Annotated in this window: 16 protein-coding genes; 1 reads left to right on the top strand and 15 read right to left on the bottom strand. The window is 31.7% G+C overall.

The annotated features are described in order from the left end of the window. Positions 1-44 precede the first annotated feature (44 nt). The 6 genes from GFJ99_RS05545 to GFJ99_RS05520 all read right to left on the bottom strand — a co-directional run bounded on the left by GFJ99_RS05545 (position 45) and on the right by GFJ99_RS05520 (position 4,871). The gene (locus GFJ99_RS05545) at positions 45-404 is read right to left on the bottom strand and encodes a nuclear transport factor 2 family protein (protein WP_008254853.1); all 360 of its coding nucleotides are present in this window, start codon (positions 402-404) and stop codon (positions 45-47) included. A gap of 40 nt (positions 405-444) precedes the next feature. Continuing rightward, the gene (locus GFJ99_RS05540; protein WP_153207879.1) at positions 445-1,338 is read right to left on the bottom strand and encodes a pseudouridine synthase; all 894 of its coding nucleotides are present in this window, start codon (positions 1,336-1,338) and stop codon (positions 445-447) included. Positions 1,339-1,441: 103 nt separating this feature from the next. Continuing rightward, positions 1,442-2,362, bottom strand: a complete 921-nt coding sequence (locus GFJ99_RS05535) for a geranylgeranylglycerol-phosphate geranylgeranyltransferase (protein WP_040470301.1) — start codon at positions 2,360-2,362, stop codon at positions 1,442-1,444. Positions 2,363-2,449: 87 nt separating this feature from the next. After that, entirely contained in the window at positions 2,450-3,388 is a 939-nt protein-coding gene (locus GFJ99_RS05530) for a mevalonate kinase (protein WP_153207878.1), read from the bottom strand. Positions 3,389-3,425: 37 nt separating this feature from the next. Continuing rightward, on the bottom strand, positions 3,426-3,776 hold the full coding sequence (locus GFJ99_RS05525; RefSeq protein ID WP_153207877.1) for a four helix bundle protein: 351 nt from the start codon (positions 3,774-3,776) through the stop codon (positions 3,426-3,428). Positions 3,777-3,785: 9 nt separating this feature from the next. Then, positions 3,786-4,871, bottom strand: coding sequence for a diphosphomevalonate/mevalonate 3,5-bisphosphate decarboxylase family protein (locus GFJ99_RS05520; protein ID WP_153207876.1), 1,086 nt, complete (start codon positions 4,869-4,871; stop codon positions 3,786-3,788). Positions 4,872-4,953: 82 nt separating this feature from the next. Between GFJ99_RS05520 and GFJ99_RS05515 the strand changes: the two genes are divergently transcribed. Next, a complete protein-coding gene (locus tag GFJ99_RS05515) occupies positions 4,954-5,430 on the top strand; it encodes a TspO/MBR family protein (protein ID WP_153207875.1) in 477 nt (158 codons plus the stop codon). On the opposite strand, the gene GFJ99_RS05510 is transcribed toward GFJ99_RS05515, so the two are convergent. The 9 genes from GFJ99_RS05510 to GFJ99_RS05470 all read right to left on the bottom strand — a co-directional run bounded on the left by GFJ99_RS05510 (position 5,431) and on the right by GFJ99_RS05470 (position 18,784). After that, positions 5,431-6,651, bottom strand: coding sequence for an NAD(P)/FAD-dependent oxidoreductase (locus GFJ99_RS05510; RefSeq protein WP_153207874.1), 1,221 nt, complete (start codon positions 6,649-6,651; stop codon positions 5,431-5,433). A gap of 76 nt (positions 6,652-6,727) precedes the next feature. Next, positions 6,728-8,161 carry an alpha-amylase family glycosyl hydrolase gene (locus tag GFJ99_RS05505; protein ID WP_153207873.1) on the bottom strand — a complete coding sequence of 478 codons (1,434 nt, stop codon included), beginning with the start codon at positions 8,159-8,161 and terminating at the stop codon, positions 6,728-6,730. 14 nt (positions 8,162-8,175) lie between these two features. Then, positions 8,176-9,114 (bottom strand): alpha/beta hydrolase, encoded by a 939-nt coding sequence (locus tag GFJ99_RS05500; protein WP_153207872.1) that lies wholly within the window; start codon positions 9,112-9,114, stop codon positions 8,176-8,178. A 2-nt stretch (positions 9,115-9,116) separates the two neighbouring features. Beyond that, a complete protein-coding gene (locus GFJ99_RS05495) occupies positions 9,117-10,952 on the bottom strand; it encodes a glycoside hydrolase family 13 protein (protein ID WP_153207871.1) in 1,836 nt (611 codons plus the stop codon). A gap of 94 nt (positions 10,953-11,046) precedes the next feature. Continuing rightward, a complete protein-coding gene (locus tag GFJ99_RS05490; protein WP_153207870.1) occupies positions 11,047-13,161 on the bottom strand; it encodes a glycoside hydrolase family 97 protein in 2,115 nt (704 codons plus the stop codon). Positions 13,162-13,164: 3 nt separating this feature from the next. Further along, a complete protein-coding gene (locus tag GFJ99_RS05485; protein WP_153207869.1) occupies positions 13,165-15,483 on the bottom strand; it encodes a glycoside hydrolase family 65 protein in 2,319 nt (772 codons plus the stop codon). A gap of 4 nt (positions 15,484-15,487) precedes the next feature. Continuing rightward, on the bottom strand, positions 15,488-16,144 hold the full coding sequence (gene pgmB, locus GFJ99_RS05480; protein ID WP_153207868.1) for a beta-phosphoglucomutase: 657 nt from the start codon (positions 16,142-16,144) through the stop codon (positions 15,488-15,490). A gap of 10 nt (positions 16,145-16,154) precedes the next feature. Further along, complete coding sequence (locus tag GFJ99_RS05475; protein ID WP_153207867.1) at positions 16,155-17,561, bottom strand: MFS transporter; 1,407 nt, start codon at positions 17,559-17,561, stop codon at positions 16,155-16,157. Between the two features lie 197 nt (positions 17,562-17,758). Further along, positions 17,759-18,784, bottom strand: coding sequence for a LacI family DNA-binding transcriptional regulator (locus tag GFJ99_RS05470; protein WP_153207866.1), 1,026 nt, complete (start codon positions 18,782-18,784; stop codon positions 17,759-17,761). Between the last annotated feature and the right edge of the window lie 81 nt (positions 18,785-18,865).

Genomic DNA, 18,865 nt, shown 5'->3' with positions numbered 1-18,865 from the left:
TAAAATATTTTTTTAAAGAAAGTTTAAGAAATATTTTCTGTTCTCTACCCATGATACACCCTAGAAAACACAATCTTTCCTTCTTTAAGTTCCAAAACTTCGGCTACTAACATATCTGCTTCACCTGCTACTTGACGTGTGTATTCCATAAAAACTCGGTCAGTGTTAGCAGTTAACGAAGTTACTTTGTAATGAAGTGTTGGTAATCTATCAAAAGCATCTTGCCACCAAACACGCATGGCTTCTTTTCCAATAATTAAACCATTGGTTTCGGGTTGGCGAATTTTTAATTTCGGACTAAAATGTTGGGCATCGTCATCATACAACGCCAATAAGTTTTCTAAATTCTTTGAATTAAAAGCATCAAACCAGCGAATTGCAATTTGTTGTAATTGATTAGGCATAGTAAAAATAGAGCCGCAAATTTTGGTTGCGGCTTATGAATTATTTTGTGTTTTTTATATTGATGATTTCTTGTTCTGTTAAGAATCTCCAATCACCTCTAGGTAAGTTTTTCTTAGTTAATCCTGCAAAAGTAACACGGTCTACTTTTAAAACGTCATATTTAAAATGTTCAAAAATTTTACGAACCACTTTTACGTTTGAAGTTTTCATTTTTATACCAATTTCACTTTTTGGTTGGTCTTCTATATACGTTACTTCTTCAACAAAAACTTTATGATCGTCAATTGTTAATCCTTTTTGGATTTTTTCTAAATCTTCAAATTTTAAATTCTTATCTAAAGTTACTTGATACACTTTTGAAGAACGTTGATTAGGAACTGTAAATTTCTGAACAATTTCAGTGTCATTTGTAAACAACAACAATCCTGTTGTCGTTTTATCCATTCTTCCAACAGGCATTAAGTTAGCTTTTGTAGCATTTCTTACTAAATCTAACACATTTGCAGAACCGGCAGAATCGTCTCCGGCAGTTGAAAAGTTTTTAGGCTTATTTAATAAAATATATTCTTTCTTTTCAGGTGTAATATTCACACCATCAAACTGAACCGAATCTGTTAATTTAACTCGATAACCCATTTCGGTAATAACTTCACCGTTTACTTTTACATTTCCACTCTGAATGTAAATATCTGCATCTCTACGACTACACATTCCTGAATTTGAAATGTAACGATTTAAACGAATTTCATCTGGATTAGAAGGTTTCTTTGGAGATTTTGGTGCCTTTGCAGCTTCTTGAGCAGCTTCAGGTTTTGTTGCGAATTTAGAAGGAGCCTTGCGAATTGGCGCATTACCTCTTGAATTGCTGCCTTTTTTGTATCCTCCCTGCCTTGCAGAACCTGGACGGCTTTTATCGTTACCTTGACGTGACATAATTATAAACAAATTTTTGCAAAGATATAACTAATAAATTGAAACGGCTACTTTAGTTTTTTAAATAACAAAAAGGAGTTGTACCTGATGTAATTATTTAAAATTAAGGCGTTAAAATCAATTTTTTTCCGTGAATTAGTACAGATGGCTCTATTAAAACGATACAGAAAACGCCTGCAACTATAATGAATTTCAGCAAAAAATGAAGCTTTAAATATTCTGATTTTGAGGTTGCTTTCCACAATTGCAATGCAAAAAACAATAAGGTAATTAGACTTAAATAAAAATAAATATCCATATAACCCACATCGTAGATTTCAACAAGAAAATAAATAGGAATTAAAGTTGAAATTGCTAAAATTGAAATGATTGATTTTGCCATTTTATCACCAAAAACAACGGGAATTGTTTTATAATCGGTTATTAAATCGCCTTCTACATTTTCTAAATCTTTAATTAATTCTCGAATTAATATTAATAAAAACAAAAACGTTGCATGCGCAAAAATGACTTCGTAAAAGTTTTTGTAATACATTAAAATTCCAAAAAATGGCAAAACTGCTAATATTGAAGCAGTAAAGTTTCCTATCAAAAACATTTTTTTCAACTTGTGTGAATAAAACCAAATGAGAAAAATATAAGCTGAGAAAAATAAAACTGCTCGCCATGAAATGAAAAACATCAACAGAGCCACAATGAAATTAATCGTAAAATAAACTTTTAGCTTGGTTTCTTGACGCACCAAACGGTCAATCATGGCTTTTTTAGGGCGATTAATTAAATCTTTTTTGGCATCGTAAAAGTTATTGATAATATAACCCGAAGCTATAGTTAAAGTAGAAGCAACTACAATTAAAAACAAGCGCCAATCTAAAATAATATCTAATGCTCTTTTCTCGGGAGCCAAAATAAATATAGCGGAAAGATATTGAGCCAATGCAATCACCCAAATATTATATCCTCTAATCACAGAGAAAAAGCTGAAAATTTTAATAAGGACTAATTTGGACTTGCGAGTAAGCATTTCTTTTTGGGTTATGGGTTATGGGAGATAGGTAATGGAAAAAGACTTTAAAATCCTATTACCAATTACCGATGACCTATTACCATTCTAAAAATTATAAACTACTTCTAATTTATAATCTTTTAATGACTCTTTTGCTTTGTCTAAATCTTGAGTAAACCCTAAAATATAACCGCCACCGCCAGAACCACATAATTTCAAATAGTAGTCGTTAGTATCGATTCCTTTTTGCCAAATTTGATGAAACTGCTCAGGAATCATCGGTTTAAAGTTATTTAAAACCACTTTTGATAATTGTTTGGTATTTTCTAACAACGATTTTACATCGCCATGCAAGAAATTTTCCACACAAGCATCTGTATATTTTATAAATTGTGATTTAAGCATTGTACGGAAACCATTATCTTTTAAGTTTTCCATAAAGATAGAAACCATTGGAGCCGTTTCGCCAACAATACCAGAATCTATTAAGAAAACAGCACCTTTTCCTTGTGTGCTTTGTGTTGGAATTCCGGTTGCTTCAATATTATCTTTCGAGTTGATTAAAATTGGAATACTTAAATAACTGTTTAATGGATCTAAACCTGAACTTTTTCCATGAAAAAAAGATTCCATTTGAGAAAAAATCGTTTTTAATTGCAATAATTTTTCACGCGTTAAATTCTCTAAAACCGTTATTTTGTTATTGGCATATTTATCATAAATAGCAGCTACTAATGCTCCACTACTTCCTACTCCATATCCTTGTGGAATACTTGAATCAAAATACATTCCGCTGTTTACGTCTTTTTGTAAAAACTCTAAATTGAAAGTAGCCAATTCAGGTTGTTCTGCTTGCAATTGTTCTAAATAAACAACAAATTTCTTTAAACTTTCGTTTGATTTAATTGCACTTTCCGAAGGATTTTCATCTTTCTTTAAAGCACCGTTATAGAAATTATAAGGAATTGAAAGTCCTTTCGAATCTTGGATAATTCCATATTCTCCGAAAAGTAATATTTTTGAGTAAAAAAGTGGTCCTTTCATATTATTTAATTGACAATTAATAATGAATAATTGATAATTATTTGTTTTTTGAAGTATTGATTATACTTGTTAGTAATTTCAATATTTCTATGTTTTTATTTTTTACATTAAGAAACTCTTCATCTGTTAAATAATTCGTTTCGTATAGCAAATCTAACCAATATTCTGTTTCATTTGCTTCTTTTAGCGAAATTGACAACTTATGAATAAAGTCAGCTTTACTTTGTGCATGTTCCGATTCTCTGATATTCGCTCCAATTGAAGTTCCTGAACGTAGCAATTGTTTTGATAAAACAAACTCTCTTTTATCTGCCAAAACTTTATAAAGATACACTATTTCTTTAGCGAATTCAAAAGATTTTTCTTTTATAACATTTTTCTTCTCCATTATCAATTGTTAATTATTCATTATCAATTGACTTCCGTTTCCAATATAATCGCAAATATACTGCCCTTTTTGACAATAGCCAACTAATTCATCTTGAATAAATTGCAACACTTTTTGTTTCACATTTTCAGGATACAAAACATGAACATTTGCACCTGCATCTAACGTAAAACAAACTGGAATTTGGGTTTCATTTCTGAATTTCCAAATTTTATTAATAATTTCCAAGGTATTCGGTTTCATTAAGATAAAATAAGGCATCGAAGTCATCATCATCGCATGCAAAGTCAAGGCTTCGCTTTCTACAATTTTGATAAATTCTTCAATATTTCCATTCGTCAAAATTGATTTAATTTTGGATAAATTTTCATGCGCTTGAGTAAATCTTCGTTCTGCATAAGGATGATTGTGCATTAAATCGTGCCCAACGGTACTCGAAACTTGCTTTTCTCCTTTATCCACTAATAAAATGGTGTCTTGATAATTTTTGAAGTTTTGATGGATTTCTGAAAATTCTACTCCAAACAAATCAGAACTTTCTTTAATTTCTGCATGATTGCCCCAAACTACCACTTCGCCTTTGATACTTCTACATGCACTTCCGCTTCCCAAACGCGCTAAAAACGAAGCTTTCGAATAAAAATATTCGTCAGAAATAGTTGGATTAATTGCTTTTTCCAAACTCATAATATTCATTGCCAAAGCTGCCATTCCGGATGCCGAAGAAGCAATTCCTGAACTGTGAGGAAACGTATTTTGAGTATCAATTTTGAAATGATATTCCTTCAAAAACGGACAATATTGCTCTATTCTTTCGAAGAACTTTTGAATTTTTGGTTTAAAATCTTCTTTTGGTTTTCCTTCAAATAACAAATCGAATGAAAAACTATTGCTATCCAATTTTTTTACTACTTCTAATTTCGTAATTGTTTTGCAATTGTTTAACGTAAAACTTATCGATGGATTTGCCGGAATTTGGTTTTCCTTTTTTCCCCAATATTTCACTAATGCAATATTACTAGGCGCACTCCATTCAAAATTAGCCGATTCAATGGAATTATATGTTGTTGAAATAAAATCTTTTTCGGTAAGCATGGCTTAAAATTTTGACAAAAATACCGATTTTGATTGATTTGTTCTCTTGATATTTCGTTAATTTGCCTATAAAATTAAAATTATGAACAAATATCTCAAAATAATATATTGCGTTGCCATCTGTTTAGCTGTTGGTTACTTGTCGAGCAACGTAACGCAATCGAGCATTACCACTTGGTATCCAGAAATCAAAAAGCCTAGTTTTAATCCACCAAATTGGGTTTTTGCACCCGTTTGGACGATGCTTTTCATTATGATGGGAATTTCTGCAGGAATGATTTGGAACAAACTAGAATCAAACAAAGAATTAGTAAAAAAAGGGTTGTTATTTTTTACTATTCAATTGCTTTTAAATGCCTTGTGGTCGTATTTATTCTTTGGATTGAACAATATTTTGTTGGCATTAATTGAAATTATATTGCTTTGGTTAATTATTTATGAAACCTATCATGTTTTCAAACAAATTGACAAAAGAGCTTCGTATTTATTGATTCCGTATTTAGCTTGGGTTGGCTTTGCTACTATTTTAAATGGAAGTATTTATTGGCTGAATAGATAATTAATTTGTTTCAGCAATAGAATTTGCCACAATAAATCCGCCAGTCCAAGCATTTTGAAAGTTGAATCCACCTGTAATGGCATCTATATTTAAAATTTCACCTGCAAAATACATGTTGGGTGCCACTTTACTTTCCATGGTTTTAAAATTAACTTCTTTTAAATCGATTCCGCCCGCGGTTACAAACTCCTCTTTAAATGTGCTCTTTCCGTTAACCTGAAATTCGGCATTCGTTAATTGTTCTGCAAAAGCATTCATTTGTTTTTTATTCAAATCGGCCCACTTGGTTTCTTCTGAAATATCAGCTGCTTTTACTAAATTTTCCCAAAGGCGTTTAGGTAATTCAAATTGTGCATATTTAGCAACTAACTTTTTTGCTTGTTCTTCTTTAATTTCTTTTAGCACATCTATAGCTTCTTCAAAAGGAATTTCATTTAACCAATTGACTTGAATGGCAAACTGATATTTTTTATCTGCTAATTCTCTTGCTCCCCATGCAGAAAGTCGCAAAATTCCGGGTCCGCTCATACCCCAATGTGTAATTAACAAAGGTCCAGACGCTTCTAACTTTGACTTTTTTACTTTTACCGATGCAATAGCAGAAAGTCCCATTAAATCTTTGATTCGTGGATCCTTTATATTAAAAGTAAATAACGACGGAACGGGTTCTATTATTGAATGCCCTAAGGTTTGTAATAATTCCCAAATTTTAGGATTACTTCCAGATGCCATTACTATCTTTTCACAAGTAAAAACTTCTTGAGTTGAAGTAATTTTCCAATGAGTTTCAGCTCTATATAATTCCTGAACGCTATGATTTGTTAAAACATCTATTTTAAGTTTCTTAACCGCTTCTTGAAAGCAATCGATTATGGTTTGAGACGAATTAGAAACAGGAAACATTCTTCCGTCGTCTTCAATTTTAAGTTCCACTCCGTGTTTTTCAAACCACTCTATGGTATCGCCAGAACAGAATTGATTAAATGGTCCTTTCAATTCGCGTTCCCCTCTTGGATAAAACTTCACTAAATCATTTGGCACAAAACAGGCATGCGTAACATTACATCGTCCACCACCTGAAATACGAACTTTTTCTAACACACTTTTTCCTCTTTCAAGTATCGCTACTTTAAGATTAGTCCTTTTCTCTACAATATTAATAGCAGTAAAAAATCCGGCAGCGCCTCCGCCAACAACAATGATATCGTATTTTGTGTTCAAAAGATTATTTTTTGCAAATATCGGTTATAATTTTTAAATAAAAAGTCCCGTTGAAAAACAACAGGACTTTAAAAAATTATTCGGTTAATACATAATATTGCCAGGGTTTAATTGGATAATTTAGCTTTTCATTTAATCCAATCATTTCTCCCGATAGTACATCTATATAGGTTCCATTTAATGGTATTTTTACATCTACTGGTTTAGAAGATAAATTAGCCATATAAATTATTTTATTGCCGTTTTTTTCTCTTTCAAAAACCAAAACATTTTCGTTAGTAGTCTTAATTCTTGTGTAAGAAGCTTTATTTTTTCCTCCATTTAAAGCTATGTTTTCATTTTTAAGTTTTCCTAACTTAGCTCTTAATTGCCATGCTGCTCCTTTTGTTTTAGGAATAGAATCTTTTTCAAAAAATTTCAAACTATGGTTTAATCCATATTCATTACCATTATATACTAAAGGCATTCCTGGAGTTAAATAAGACAAAACCGTCATTGCTTCTTCGGCATTTCCTAACCTACTTTGAATGGTTCCGTTCCATGAATTCTCATCATGATTATCCACAAAATTCATCAATATATCATTTGCTTCATATTCTTTAGTTCTCTTCTCCATGAAAACATCCCAATTTGCAACAGTTTCTTTGCCTTTGGCAATTTTATTCATGGTATGATGACCTTCCCAAGAATAACCCATATCAAATAAATTATTTTTAAACAATTCAGGCTCCCAAGCTTCTGCTAACATAAAAATATTTTTCTCTTTTCTTAAAGTTGGAATCGCTTGTTGCCAAAAATCCGTTGGAACATTTCCTGCCACATCGCAACGGAAACCATCTATGTTTTCATTTTTTATCCAATGTAACATATCGTTTGTCATGGCAGCGCGAAGTTCTTTATTATCATAATTTAAATCGGCAACATCTGTCCAGCCCCAAGATTTTCCGGTTTCAGGATTTATTGGGTCGATAATTTCACCTTTTTCATTTTTTGTATAAAATTCTGGATGTTCTTTAATCCAAACATGATCCCAACCCGTATGATTTGGAACCCAATCTAAAATAACATACATACCGTTTTCATGAGCCGTTTTTACCATAGCTCTAAAATCTTCAATAGTACCAAATTCGGGATTTACTTTTTTGAAATCGGAAACAGCATAGTAACTTCCTAAATACTTGTGTTGCTCTTCTTTTGGCATTTCAGAAGCAAATTTACTATCATCGCCACCAGTTGCTTTTCTTTTGGTTTCAGAAATTGGAAAAACAGGCATTACCCAAATAATTTTTACTCCTAATTCTTTCAATTTTGGAATATCTTTAGTAAACTCATTAAACGTTCCTTCGGGCGAATATTGACGAATGTTTACTTCATAAATTACTGCATTTTCCTCTATTTCTGGAGAAAATTGAGCTATTTCGTTTTTTGTATCTACTGAAGTAGTTGCGGTCTCGTTTTTACAACTTACTAATGCTAAAAAGACGAAAGTTGATAGAATGATTTTCTTCATTTTAATTGTGTTTTTTATTTTCCAAATAGAAAAAGAAATGGAATATCAATTCGTTTTTGCCAAGAAGCTTCCGAATGATTTTCGCCTTCAAATTTTAAATTTTTATAATTGTTTTGATTAAATCCTTTTGATTGTAAAACTTCATCTACTCGATATTCATATTTTAAATAACTAGCATCTAAAGTTTCTGTTCCGTAATCAAAATAGATTTTATGCGTTGCAGCATTTGGTAAATTTTCCATCATATAAGCAAAGAAACTTTCCGGAATTGGATTGTTTTCAAAATCTCTAAAACCAACCCAATGTGTAGACAAACATGCTGCTTTTCCAAATACATTAGGATACTCACAAATAGCATACATAGAAATTAAACCACCCATACTAGAACCCATAACAGCCGTATGATTAGCATCTGTATAAACAGAATAATTTTTATCAATAAAAGGTTTTACTTCTTCTACAATAAACTTTAGATAATTGTCAGAATTAATTTTTTTATCATCAAATGGAAATTGCGATTTTTTTACTTCCACCTGAATTTTTTCTTGTGTTTCTTTAGAAAGTAACTGATAAGGCTTATTCGGATATAAATCCATATGGCGCAAATTTGGAATATTCCAGATTGCTACCACAATAAAATCATGCACTTTATTTTCTTGCATTAATTGAGATGCTACTTCATCTACTTTCCATTCTTGTTTGTTCCAAGTTGAAGAAGCGTCAAAAAGCATTTGCCCATCGTGCATGTACAAAACACTGTATTTTTTTTCTTTAGAATAATTAGATGGCAACCAAATATCAACCGTTCTAGGAGATATGAACTTTGTTGGAAAATTATCTATTCTTTCAATACTTCCTTCAAACTTTTCAGTATTCGATAAAGGATAGCTTTCTATTTTACTTTGAGCAAAAGAAAACGAAGCGATTAAAAAAACAAACAACAACTGTTTCATATTTATTTCAATTCTAGAATTAAACTTGTTTTTCCTTCAATTGATAATTCTTGTTTTAAATCGAAATTTTGATTGGATAAAATATCTTTTCCGGAAGTAAAATTTTTCACATTTTCTTCAAATCTGGAAAGATTTACTTTCTGATTATCTTTTGAATTATTAATAATTACCATAACCGTTTCAGAATCGTTATGACGGAAATACACATATACATTGTTTTCTGGAATGTAATGCGTTAGTTTTCCAGTATGAATAACTTCTTTATTTTTTCTCCAGTTTAATACTTTTTTAGAAAAATCGAAATATTTTGCTTGTTCGGCTGTTCTTCCACTTGCAGAAAAAGCATTGTTAGTATCACCTTTCCATCCACCAGGAAAATCTTGACGAATATCGGCATCGCCTTTGCCTTTGTCGCCAGCCATTCCAATTTCTGAACCATAATACAATTGTGGAATTCCTCTCATTGTTGCAAGAAGCGTCATTCCTAGTTGGTATTTTTTGAAATCGTTTTTATAAATTTGATTGAAACGACCGGTATCGTGATTTTCTAAGAATATCAATAAATTATTTGTATTGTCGTATAAAAAATCGTTAGCTAAGTTATCATAAAACTTAATCATTCCATCGCTCCAAGACGCATTATCTTCATTAAAAACATTACCAAAAGCATCGTGCATTGTAAAATCCATTACACTTGGCAAATACGAATTATAACTTTGAATTTTTGCTATAGGACTGTTTTTTTGCCAATACGATATTTGCGCTTGATCGTGCATCCAAACTTCTCCTACAATGTTAAAATAAGGATATTCATCAGTAATCGCTTTGGTCCATTTTGCAATACCTTCTTTATCATTATAAGAATACGTATCTACTCTATACCCATCTAAATCTGCATATTCAATCCACCAAATTGCATTTTGAATTAAGTAATTCAATACTAAAGGATTGGATTGATTTAAATCGGGCATACTTGGTACAAACCAACCGTCCATGCAATATTTAGCATCGCGTTTAGAAGCATTTGTATCGTATTGAGTCGTCATTCTGTAGTTACTTTGAGCGTAACCTGGAAATTGATGAAACCAATCGTATGTTGGCATATCTTTAAACATCCAATGTTCGGCTCCCCAATGATTCGTAACGTAATCTTTAATTAATTTCATGTCGCGCTTGTGCATTTCAGCAGCCAATCGTTTGTAATCTTCATTACTTCCGTAACGCGCATCGATTTGATACACATCGGATTGACCGTAAGTGTGATACGAATATCCTTTGTCGTTATCTTCACACATTGGTGTACTCCAAATGGCTGTAGCTCCTAATTCTTGAATATAATCTAAATGATCAATAATTCCTTGCACATCGCCACCATGTCTTCCACCAGGTAAACTTCTATTTGCTTTTTCTTGTAATTTTGGTGAAGAATCATTCGATGCATTTCCGTTTGCAAAACGATCAGGCATTAGTAAATACATCACATCAGAAGCATCGAAACTTTTTCTGTTAGCTGAGTTTTCTCTGCGTTTTTTTATTTCAAAATCTTTAGTAAATGATTTTTTACCCTTTTTAAAAGTAAATTTCAATGATTGAGCCGATACATTTTTAGTATCTATAGTTACGAAAATATAATTTGGATTTTCTGTTTTTGTAACATTTGTAATTACCACATTGTTAGAAATTGAAACCGTATTTTCGGCAATATTTTTTCCGTAAAATAAGATCTGAACTTCGCTCTTATTCATCCCTTCATACCAAAATGGTGGTTCCATTTTGTCGATTTGAGCGACAACACTTGCTGAAAATGCAATAATCAATAAAAGAATTAATTTTTTCATAGCTTACTTTTTGTCATCCTGAACTTCTTTCAGGATCTAAGTTAATATTATGAGAAACTGAAACAAGTTCAGCTTTACAATAGATGCGATTTTTTTATTTAACCTCAACAATACTAATTGCGTAACCACCACCTGCTGCCGTTCTCAACTTTAATATAGTTTTGTTAGTCACTTTTTGTTTTGAAATTTTGTATGCTTGTGGATTATTTTTGAAATCCGCATCGGCAGCATCCGCATATATGGTGGCTTCGTATTTTTTTCCTTTTTCAAGAAAATCTAAAGTAATAGCTGAAGTTCGAGGAGTTGTTCCATTTGAATTTCCAACAAACCAATTATTAGAATTTTTATCTTTTCTTGCAATTGTAATATAATATCCTGGTTCTGCTTCTAAATATTTTGATTTAGCCCATTCAACAGGAACATCTTTAATAAATTGAAACGCATCTAAGAAACGATTGTAATTTTCAGGTAAATCGGCAGCCATTTGAAGTGGCGAATACATTACCACATATAATCCTAATTGATTGGCTAAAGTGGTATTTACATGAGAATTATTATTTGGATTTAATTTTGCAATATCCATTTCAAAAATTCCTGGCGTGTAATCCATTGGTCCACCCATTAATCTTGTAAAAGGTAAAATGGTAGTATGATTAGGTTTTGAACCTCCAAAAGCTTGAAATTCTGTTCCACGGGCTGATTCATTTCCAATTAAATTTGGATAGGTTCTGCAAATTCCTGTTGGGCGAACCGCTTCATGTGCATTTACCATAATTTTATAATCAGCTGCTTTTTCAATTGCATATTGATAATGATTTAAAATCCATTGGCTGTAATGGTGTTCTCCTCTAGGCAACATATTTCCAACATAACCACTTTTTACAGCATCATATCCGTTATCTTTCATGAACTGATATGCTTTATCCATGTGACGTTCATAATTTCTAGCAGAGCCAGAAGTTTCATGATGCATAATCATTTTAATTCCTTTAGATTTTGCATAGGCATGAATTTCCTGCACATTAAAATCTGGATAAGGCGTTACAAAATCGAAAACATAATCTTTAGATTGCCCAAACCAGTCTTCCCAACCTTCATTCCAACCTTCCACTAAAACAGCATCAAATCCGTGAAGCGCTGCAAAATCGATATATTCTTTTACGTGTTTATTATTTGCTGCGTGCGTTCCGTTTGGTTTTGCTTTTGAATAATCTGTAACTCCTAACTGAATAGCGGGGAAATCATTAGTGTAAGACCAAGAACTTTTTCCCGTTATCATTTCCCACCAAACACCAACATATTTTACTGGTTTTATCCAAGAAGTATCTTCAATTTTACAAGGTTCGTTTAAGTTCAATGTCATTCTTGAAGCTAAAATAGCTCTAGCATCATTACTAATAACCATTGTTCTCCATGGCGAAACACATGGCGCTTGCATATATCCTTTATCTCCTTTTGCATCTGGTGTTAAGTGCGATTGAAATACAAATGTTTTGTCATTCAAATCTAAACTCATGCAAGAATAATTAATTAAAGCCGCTTCGTGAATGTTGATGTATATTCCGTCAGCAGTTTTCATCATTAAAGAGGTTTGCACACCCGTTTCCGAAAATTGTTGTTGTGAAGCATTATCTGTAACCGCTTTTTTGAATAAACCTCTAATTTCAGATAATTTACTTTCTGTATAATCGTATTCTTGCGTATCGTAATCGCCCGGAATCCAAAAAGCTTTGTGATCTCCCGTCATGGCAAATTCGGTACGCTCTTCTTTTATAACAAAATAGACTAGATTTTTTTGTTGTGGAAATTCGTATCTGAATCCCAAACCATCGTTAAATAATCGAAAACGGATTATCATTTCTCTTTCAGTTCCGTTTTGTTTTAATCGAACAGCTAATTCATTGTAGTGATTTTGAATTTGCGTTTCTTCACCCCATACGGTATTCCATATTTCATTAAAAGCAGCAGGAAAAGCGCTCACTACTTTGAAATCATTTAAAAGTGATTTCGCATCATTTTTTAGTTCTAAACCTAGTTTACTTGTTTTAATAACTTCTTTATTTTGATAAAAAAGTTGATAGGTAGGTGTTCCATCTTGTAACAAGGAAAATTTCATGGTAAAATTTCCACTTGGCGATTTCAATTCTTGAGCGTTTAGTGTACAAACTGAAACTAAAAAAATGACAATTAGTGCTTTTATTTTATTCATGGTTTATTTTTTTGATGCCAACACAAGTTCGGCCTGACAATTTTGTTTGATTCCGTTTACAAGTATTTCAATTTCTGAATTGCCTTCTACACTTACATTTGTTTCATTGTGATTAACTTCTACCTTAACAATTGCATTTCTAAAATTAACTTTGAAAGAATAGGCATTCCATTCTTTTGGAATTTTAGGTTCAAAAGACAATTTACCATCTTTAACACGCATTCCTCCAAAACCTTCTACAATACTCATCCATGTTCCTGCCATTGAAGTGATGTGTAATCCTTCGTGTACTTCTTTGTTATAATCATCTAAGTCTAAACGAGATGTACGTAAATAGAATGTATACGCTTGTTCCATTCGACCTAAAACAGCTGCTTGAATAGAATGAACACAAGGAGAAAGTGAACTTTCATGCACAGTAAATGGTTCATAAAAGTCGAAATGTTTTTCTAATTGTTCTTTGGTAAAATGATCCTCGAAAAAGTAGAAACCTTGTAAAGTATCGGCTTGTTTGATATAGGGAGAACGTAAAATTCTATCCCAAGACCATTTTTGATTTATTGGACGCTGACTTTTATCTAAGTTAGCAACCGTAATTAGTTCTTTATCTAAGAAACCATCTTGTTGTAAATAAACGCCATGTTCTTCTGAGTAAGGAAAATACATGTTATCAGCAACTTTTTTCATGTCTGAAATTTCAGCAGTAGATAAATTTACTTTTTCTATTATTCGAGAATAATCTAAAGGATATTCAGTTTCTATTTTATTAATTTGTTCGATGGTATAAGATATACACCATTTTGCAATATAGTTTGTGTAAAAATTATTATTTACATTGTTTTCGTACTCATTTGGACCCGTAACTCCTAAAATTACGTATTGATTTTTAGCCGAAGAAAATGTTGCTCTCTGATGCCAAAAACGAGCAATTCCTATTAAAACTTCCAAACCTTTTTCTGGAATATAAGAATAATCGCCTGTGTAACGATAATAGTTAAAAATTGCGAAAGCAATAGCTCCATTTCTATGAATTTCTTCGTGAGTAATTTCCCATTCGTTATGACATTCTTCACCATTCATAGTTACCATTGGATACAAAGCCGCTCCGTTTTTGAAACCCAAATTGTTTTGAGCATTTTCGATGGCTTTTTCCAAATGATTATAACGATATTCTAATAAACTTCGGGCAACATTTTGGTCTTTAGTTGCCATATAAAAAGGAATACAATAGGCTTCTGTGTCCCAATAGGTAGAACCACCGTATTTTTCTCCAGTAAATCCTTTTGGTCCGATATTTAATCGAGAATCTTTGCCAAGATAGGTCTGATTCAACTGAAAAATATTAAAACGAATACCTTGTTGGGCTTTTACATCACCATCAATAGTAATATCGCTCATTTCCCAAATTTTCGCCCAAGCTTGTTTTTGATTTTTTAATAGTTGATTGTATCCAATTTCATTGGCTTTTTCAATTACTTTTCTAGAAGCCAAAATTAATTCGTCTGACGGATGATTCATACTTGAAACATAACCTCCAAATTTTTGAAGCGCCACCTTTTGTCCTTTTGTAACTCCTATTTCGTATGTGAAAGTTATTTTTTTAGAATCTTTTTTAACCTCAACAGGTTTAATATTTGAATTAGTAGAATTTACTAAAACAGCATTGTGCATGTACGTTGAAACGGTAAATTTAGTTTTCAATGTACGAGAAACTATATACGCTTGATTATCTTGATTTTTTATTTCTAATGTTTCCCAAAATTGTTCTTCCCAATTGGTGTCTTCATTTTCAATTCCTGAATCTATATAAGGCTTAAAAGTAACTTTTGCATCTGAATTTAAAGGAGTAACTTCATATTGAATAGCCCCTAATTCATCAATATCCAAAGAAAGAAAACGCATTACCTTAATAGCAACTTCTATTCCGTTTTGCATCGTAATTTCAAAAGAACGGTTATACCAACCTTCTTTCATGTTTAATTCTCTACGGAAATTTTTTACTGTTTTACAATTTGCCAAATCGATATTTTCTCCGTTGATTTCAACATCAATTCCTATCCAATTTGGAGCATTTAAAACTTTTGCAAAATATTCTGGATATCCGTTTTTCCACCAGCCTACTCGTGTTTTATCTGGATAATAAACCCCTGCAATGTAGGAACCTTGAAAAGTTTTACCGGAATACGACTCTTCAAAGTTAGCACGTTGCCCCATGGCTCCATTTCCTATACTAAATAAACTTTCAGACGATTTTACTCTATCAGCTTCAAATCCTTCTTCAATAATCGACCAATTATTTGGTACTATATAATCTTGATTCATTCTTTTAATTTTTAATCTGTTCTAATAAAAACTCATTAGAAATCTTTGTAAAGTCTATGAAACAATATTCTGCTTCATTTAAAACGTTTTGCTCTCCAATGCCAATACTGGTCATTTTAGCACTGTTAGCTGCTTGAATTCCGGCAACAGAATCTTCAAACACAATACAATTCTTATTAATTGTATTTACCTTTGCTGCACCAACCAAGAAAACTTCTGGATCTGGTTTAGCTTTTGACACATCATTTCCGTCAACTATAGCGTCGAAATAATGCATAATATTTACTTTTTCTAAAATTGGTCGCGCATTTTTACTGGCTGAACCTAAAACAACATTTTGATTATTCAATTTCAGAAATTGTAAAACTCTTTCTACATCGGGAAGTATTTCAGATTCATCCATTTTTTCAATGAAAGCTAAATATTCTTCATTTTTTTGATGTAACCAACGCTCTTTTTCATCTTCAGTTGCCGTTTTATTTCCCCACCCTAAAATTAATTCAAGAGATTGAACTCTGCTAACTCCTTTGAGTTGTTCGTTATCTTCATGAGTAAAGTTTACTCCAATTTGTTTTGCCAAATTTTGCCAAGCCAAAAAATGATATTTTGCTGTATCAACAATTACCCCATCAAGATCGAATATGAATGTTTTTTTATTCATCTTTTTTATTTTAACCTGAAATTGCGTTTTTATCGGTAATGAATAAATTACATAACCCTGCAATTATTAATGAAATTCCTGCCAAAAGCATAGCATTTATGTGCTCATGACCAATTAATTTATACAAGAAATTAATTCCTCCAAGCGCTGCAATAATTTGAGGGATAACGATAAACATATTAAATAAACCCATCATCATACCCATTTTTTTAGGGTTTACAGAACTTGATAACATAGCATAAGGCATGGAAAGAATACTACCCCATGAAAAACCTATTAATATAAAAGAATACATTAAAGTTGACGGAGTTGCATAAAACATATAAATAAAACCTAAGCCTCCTAAAATTAAAGAAGCCATGTGAATGTATTTTCTGTTTATTTTATTTTTCATGGTGTAAAAAGACAACAACAATGCAAAAGCCATTGAAGACAACCCATACACACCTGTTGAAGAACCCACTAAGTCAGCCGCATCGTTGTATACTTTGTCTTTACTTTTATAGGCTTGTTCTTTTTCAATATTTAAAAAAACAGCTTCTTTTTTGTCGTTTTTAACAACTTCGCCTTCAGTATTTAATTGCGCATATTCTTTTACATCTGGTTTTGCTGCATGAAAAACATGTTCTGTTAAAGCAGGCATAGATAAACTCCACATGGTAAAAAAAGCAAACCAACTAAAAAATTGAATTAAGCCAAGTTTTTTCATTGTTGAAGGCATTTCTTTCAAGCTTTCAAATAAGTCGGGAATAAATCTGGACTTCTTTTTTTCAGATAGAAATTCTTCTAAATTTTCTGGCGGATCTTCTTTAGTTGTCATTAAGGTGTAAACAATACTTGTAATAAATACAAAAGCACCAATTGAAAATGCAACTACAACAGAAGAAGGTACAACTCCAGCTGATGCTTCGTTTGAAACGCCTAATTTATTTACTAACCAAGGTAAATTACTAGCAACCCATGTTCCAATTCCAATAATTAATGTTTGAACCACAAAGCCATTAGAACGTTGAGATTCTGGAAGTTTATCTGCTACCAATGCACGGAAAGGTTCCATACTAATGTTAATAGAAGAATCCAAAACCCATAATAATCCTGCAGCAATCCATAATGCTGGAGAATGTGGCATAATAAATAAAGTGATTGAAGCTAAAATTGCTCCGATAAGGAAATAAGGTTTTCTTCTTCCAAATTTTGGACTCCAAGTATTATCAGATAAATATCCGATTATGGGTTGAACCACAAGTCCTGTTAAAGGTGCGGCAATCCACAAACCGGGAATATCATCTACTTCGGCACCAAGAGTTTGAAAAATTCGAGACATGAATCCACCTTGTAAGGCAAATCCAAATTGTATTCCTAAGAAACCGAAACTCATGTTCCAAATTTCCCAGAAACTTAATTTACGCTTTTCCATTATCGTAATTTAATTAATTAAACGATAAGCGCTATGCTTATCAAAACTTATGTTTTTTTAGAAGTGAACGTATAAGCTTTGATGTTGTAAATTTAAAGATATTTTTTTTAATAAAACAAGTAATTTTTTTTAATTTCAAACGTTTTAGTGCAATTATAAAATACTTAAAAAACTATTAATCAGTTATTTATGTCTTACTATTTCGTTATCGTAGATTCTCTAAAAATGAGATTTGTATCAATTAATTCCGTTTTATAATGTTCGTCTTCTTCGTCTTCAAGTTCTAATCTATCGATTAACATTTGAGCCGATTTTCTTCCCATTTTTATACCATTCTGACTAACCGTTGAAATACTAGGAGTTGAAAATTGAGAAATAATTCCATCAGTAAATCCAATTACAGAAATATCATCAGGAACTTTTAAATTATTTTTTGTTGCAATTTTAATAGCTGTTACGGCAAACAATTCGTTAACTGCAAAAATGGCATCGCACTTTATATTTTTGATAAGGTTTTCAATTTTAACAGAACAATTATCAATATCTTCAATTTTAACTATTAAATCTTCATTAACAGAAATACCATTAGAAAGTAACGCTTTTTTGTAACCATCGGTTCTTAATTTTCCAACACTTACATAGTCTACGGTTGTTATTAAACCAATTTTTTTAAATCCGCTATCTATAAAAAACTGAACTGCATTAAAGGCTGCTTCTTGATCGTCAATTATAACTTTGTCGCAAAAAACATCATTTGTAACCCTGTCAAACATGACCACTGGCATACCTTGACTTATAATTTCTTGAATATGATGAAAATCTTTTTTTTGCTGTGTTTCTTTAGAAAGCGACATAATAAATCCGTCTGTACTTCCGTTAGCCAAAAGCTCCATGTTTATGACTTCTTTATCAAATGATTCATCTGAAAGACATACGATTACGTTATAGCCATTTTCATTTGCTACTTGTTCTATTCCGCTAATTACGGTAGCAAAAAAATGATGTACTATTTCGGGAATAATGATTCCAATTGTCTTAGTTTTCTTATTCTTTAAACTTAAGGCAATATTATTAGGTTTATAATTGTAGAGTTTAGCAAATGCTTGCACTTTTAAACGAGTGTCTTCGCTAATTTCATGACTATCTCTCAATGATTTAGAAACTGTTGAAATAGAGACATCTAATTCTTTGGCAATTTGCTTAAGTGTTACTTTTTTTCTCATTATGAAAAATGCAAAATATTAATATGTTTTAAAAGTACCATTTTTTTTTTAAGTATCGTAATTTTTTGAGGAAAACCCTAG

The organism is Flavobacterium sp. LMO6 (genome assembly GCF_009495795.1).
Classification (GTDB): Bacteria; Bacteroidota; Bacteroidia; order Flavobacteriales; family Flavobacteriaceae; genus Flavobacterium.
The sequence above is the reverse complement of the archived record's forward strand: the minus strand, read 5'-3'. Positions and strand labels throughout refer to the sequence as shown.

Excerpts from the sequence above, each read along its gene's own strand:
- GFJ99_RS05530 (WP_153207878.1), bottom strand. The coding sequence starts at position 3,388 with ATGAAAGGACCACTTTTTTACTCAAAAATATTACTTTTCGGAGAATAT.
- GFJ99_RS05535 (WP_040470301.1), bottom strand. The coding sequence starts at position 2,362 with ATGCTTACTCGCAAGTCCAAATTAGTCCTTATTAAAATTTTCAGCTTT.
- GFJ99_RS05540 (WP_153207879.1), bottom strand. The coding sequence starts at position 1,338 with ATGTCACGTCAAGGTAACGATAAAAGCCGTCCAGGTTCTGCAAGGCAG.
- GFJ99_RS05500 (WP_153207872.1), bottom strand. The coding sequence starts at position 9,114 with ATGAAACAGTTGTTGTTTGTTTTTTTAATCGCTTCGTTTTCTTTTGCT.
- GFJ99_RS05520 (WP_153207876.1), bottom strand. The coding sequence starts at position 4,871 with ATGCTTACCGAAAAAGATTTTATTTCAACAACATATAATTCCATTGAA.
- GFJ99_RS05515 (WP_153207875.1), top strand. The coding sequence starts at position 4,954 with ATGAACAAATATCTCAAAATAATATATTGCGTTGCCATCTGTTTAGCT.
- GFJ99_RS05525 (WP_153207877.1), bottom strand. The coding sequence starts at position 3,776 with ATGGAGAAGAAAAATGTTATAAAAGAAAAATCTTTTGAATTCGCTAAA.
- GFJ99_RS05505 (WP_153207873.1), bottom strand. The coding sequence starts at position 8,161 with ATGAAGAAAATCATTCTATCAACTTTCGTCTTTTTAGCATTAGTAAGT.
- GFJ99_RS05545 (WP_008254853.1), bottom strand. The coding sequence starts at position 404 with ATGCCTAATCAATTACAACAAATTGCAATTCGCTGGTTTGATGCTTTT.
- GFJ99_RS05490 (WP_153207870.1), bottom strand. The coding sequence starts at position 13,161 with ATGAATAAAATAAAAGCACTAATTGTCATTTTTTTAGTTTCAGTTTGT.
- GFJ99_RS05470 (WP_153207866.1), bottom strand. The coding sequence starts at position 18,784 with ATGAGAAAAAAAGTAACACTTAAGCAAATTGCCAAAGAATTAGATGTC.
- GFJ99_RS05495 (WP_153207871.1), bottom strand. The coding sequence starts at position 10,952 with ATGAAAAAATTAATTCTTTTATTGATTATTGCATTTTCAGCAAGTGTT.
- GFJ99_RS05475 (WP_153207867.1), bottom strand. The coding sequence starts at position 17,561 with ATGGAAAAGCGTAAATTAAGTTTCTGGGAAATTTGGAACATGAGTTTC.
- pgmB (WP_153207868.1), bottom strand. The coding sequence starts at position 16,144 with ATGAATAAAAAAACATTCATATTCGATCTTGATGGGGTAATTGTTGAT.
- GFJ99_RS05485 (WP_153207869.1), bottom strand. The coding sequence starts at position 15,483 with ATGAATCAAGATTATATAGTACCAAATAATTGGTCGATTATTGAAGAA.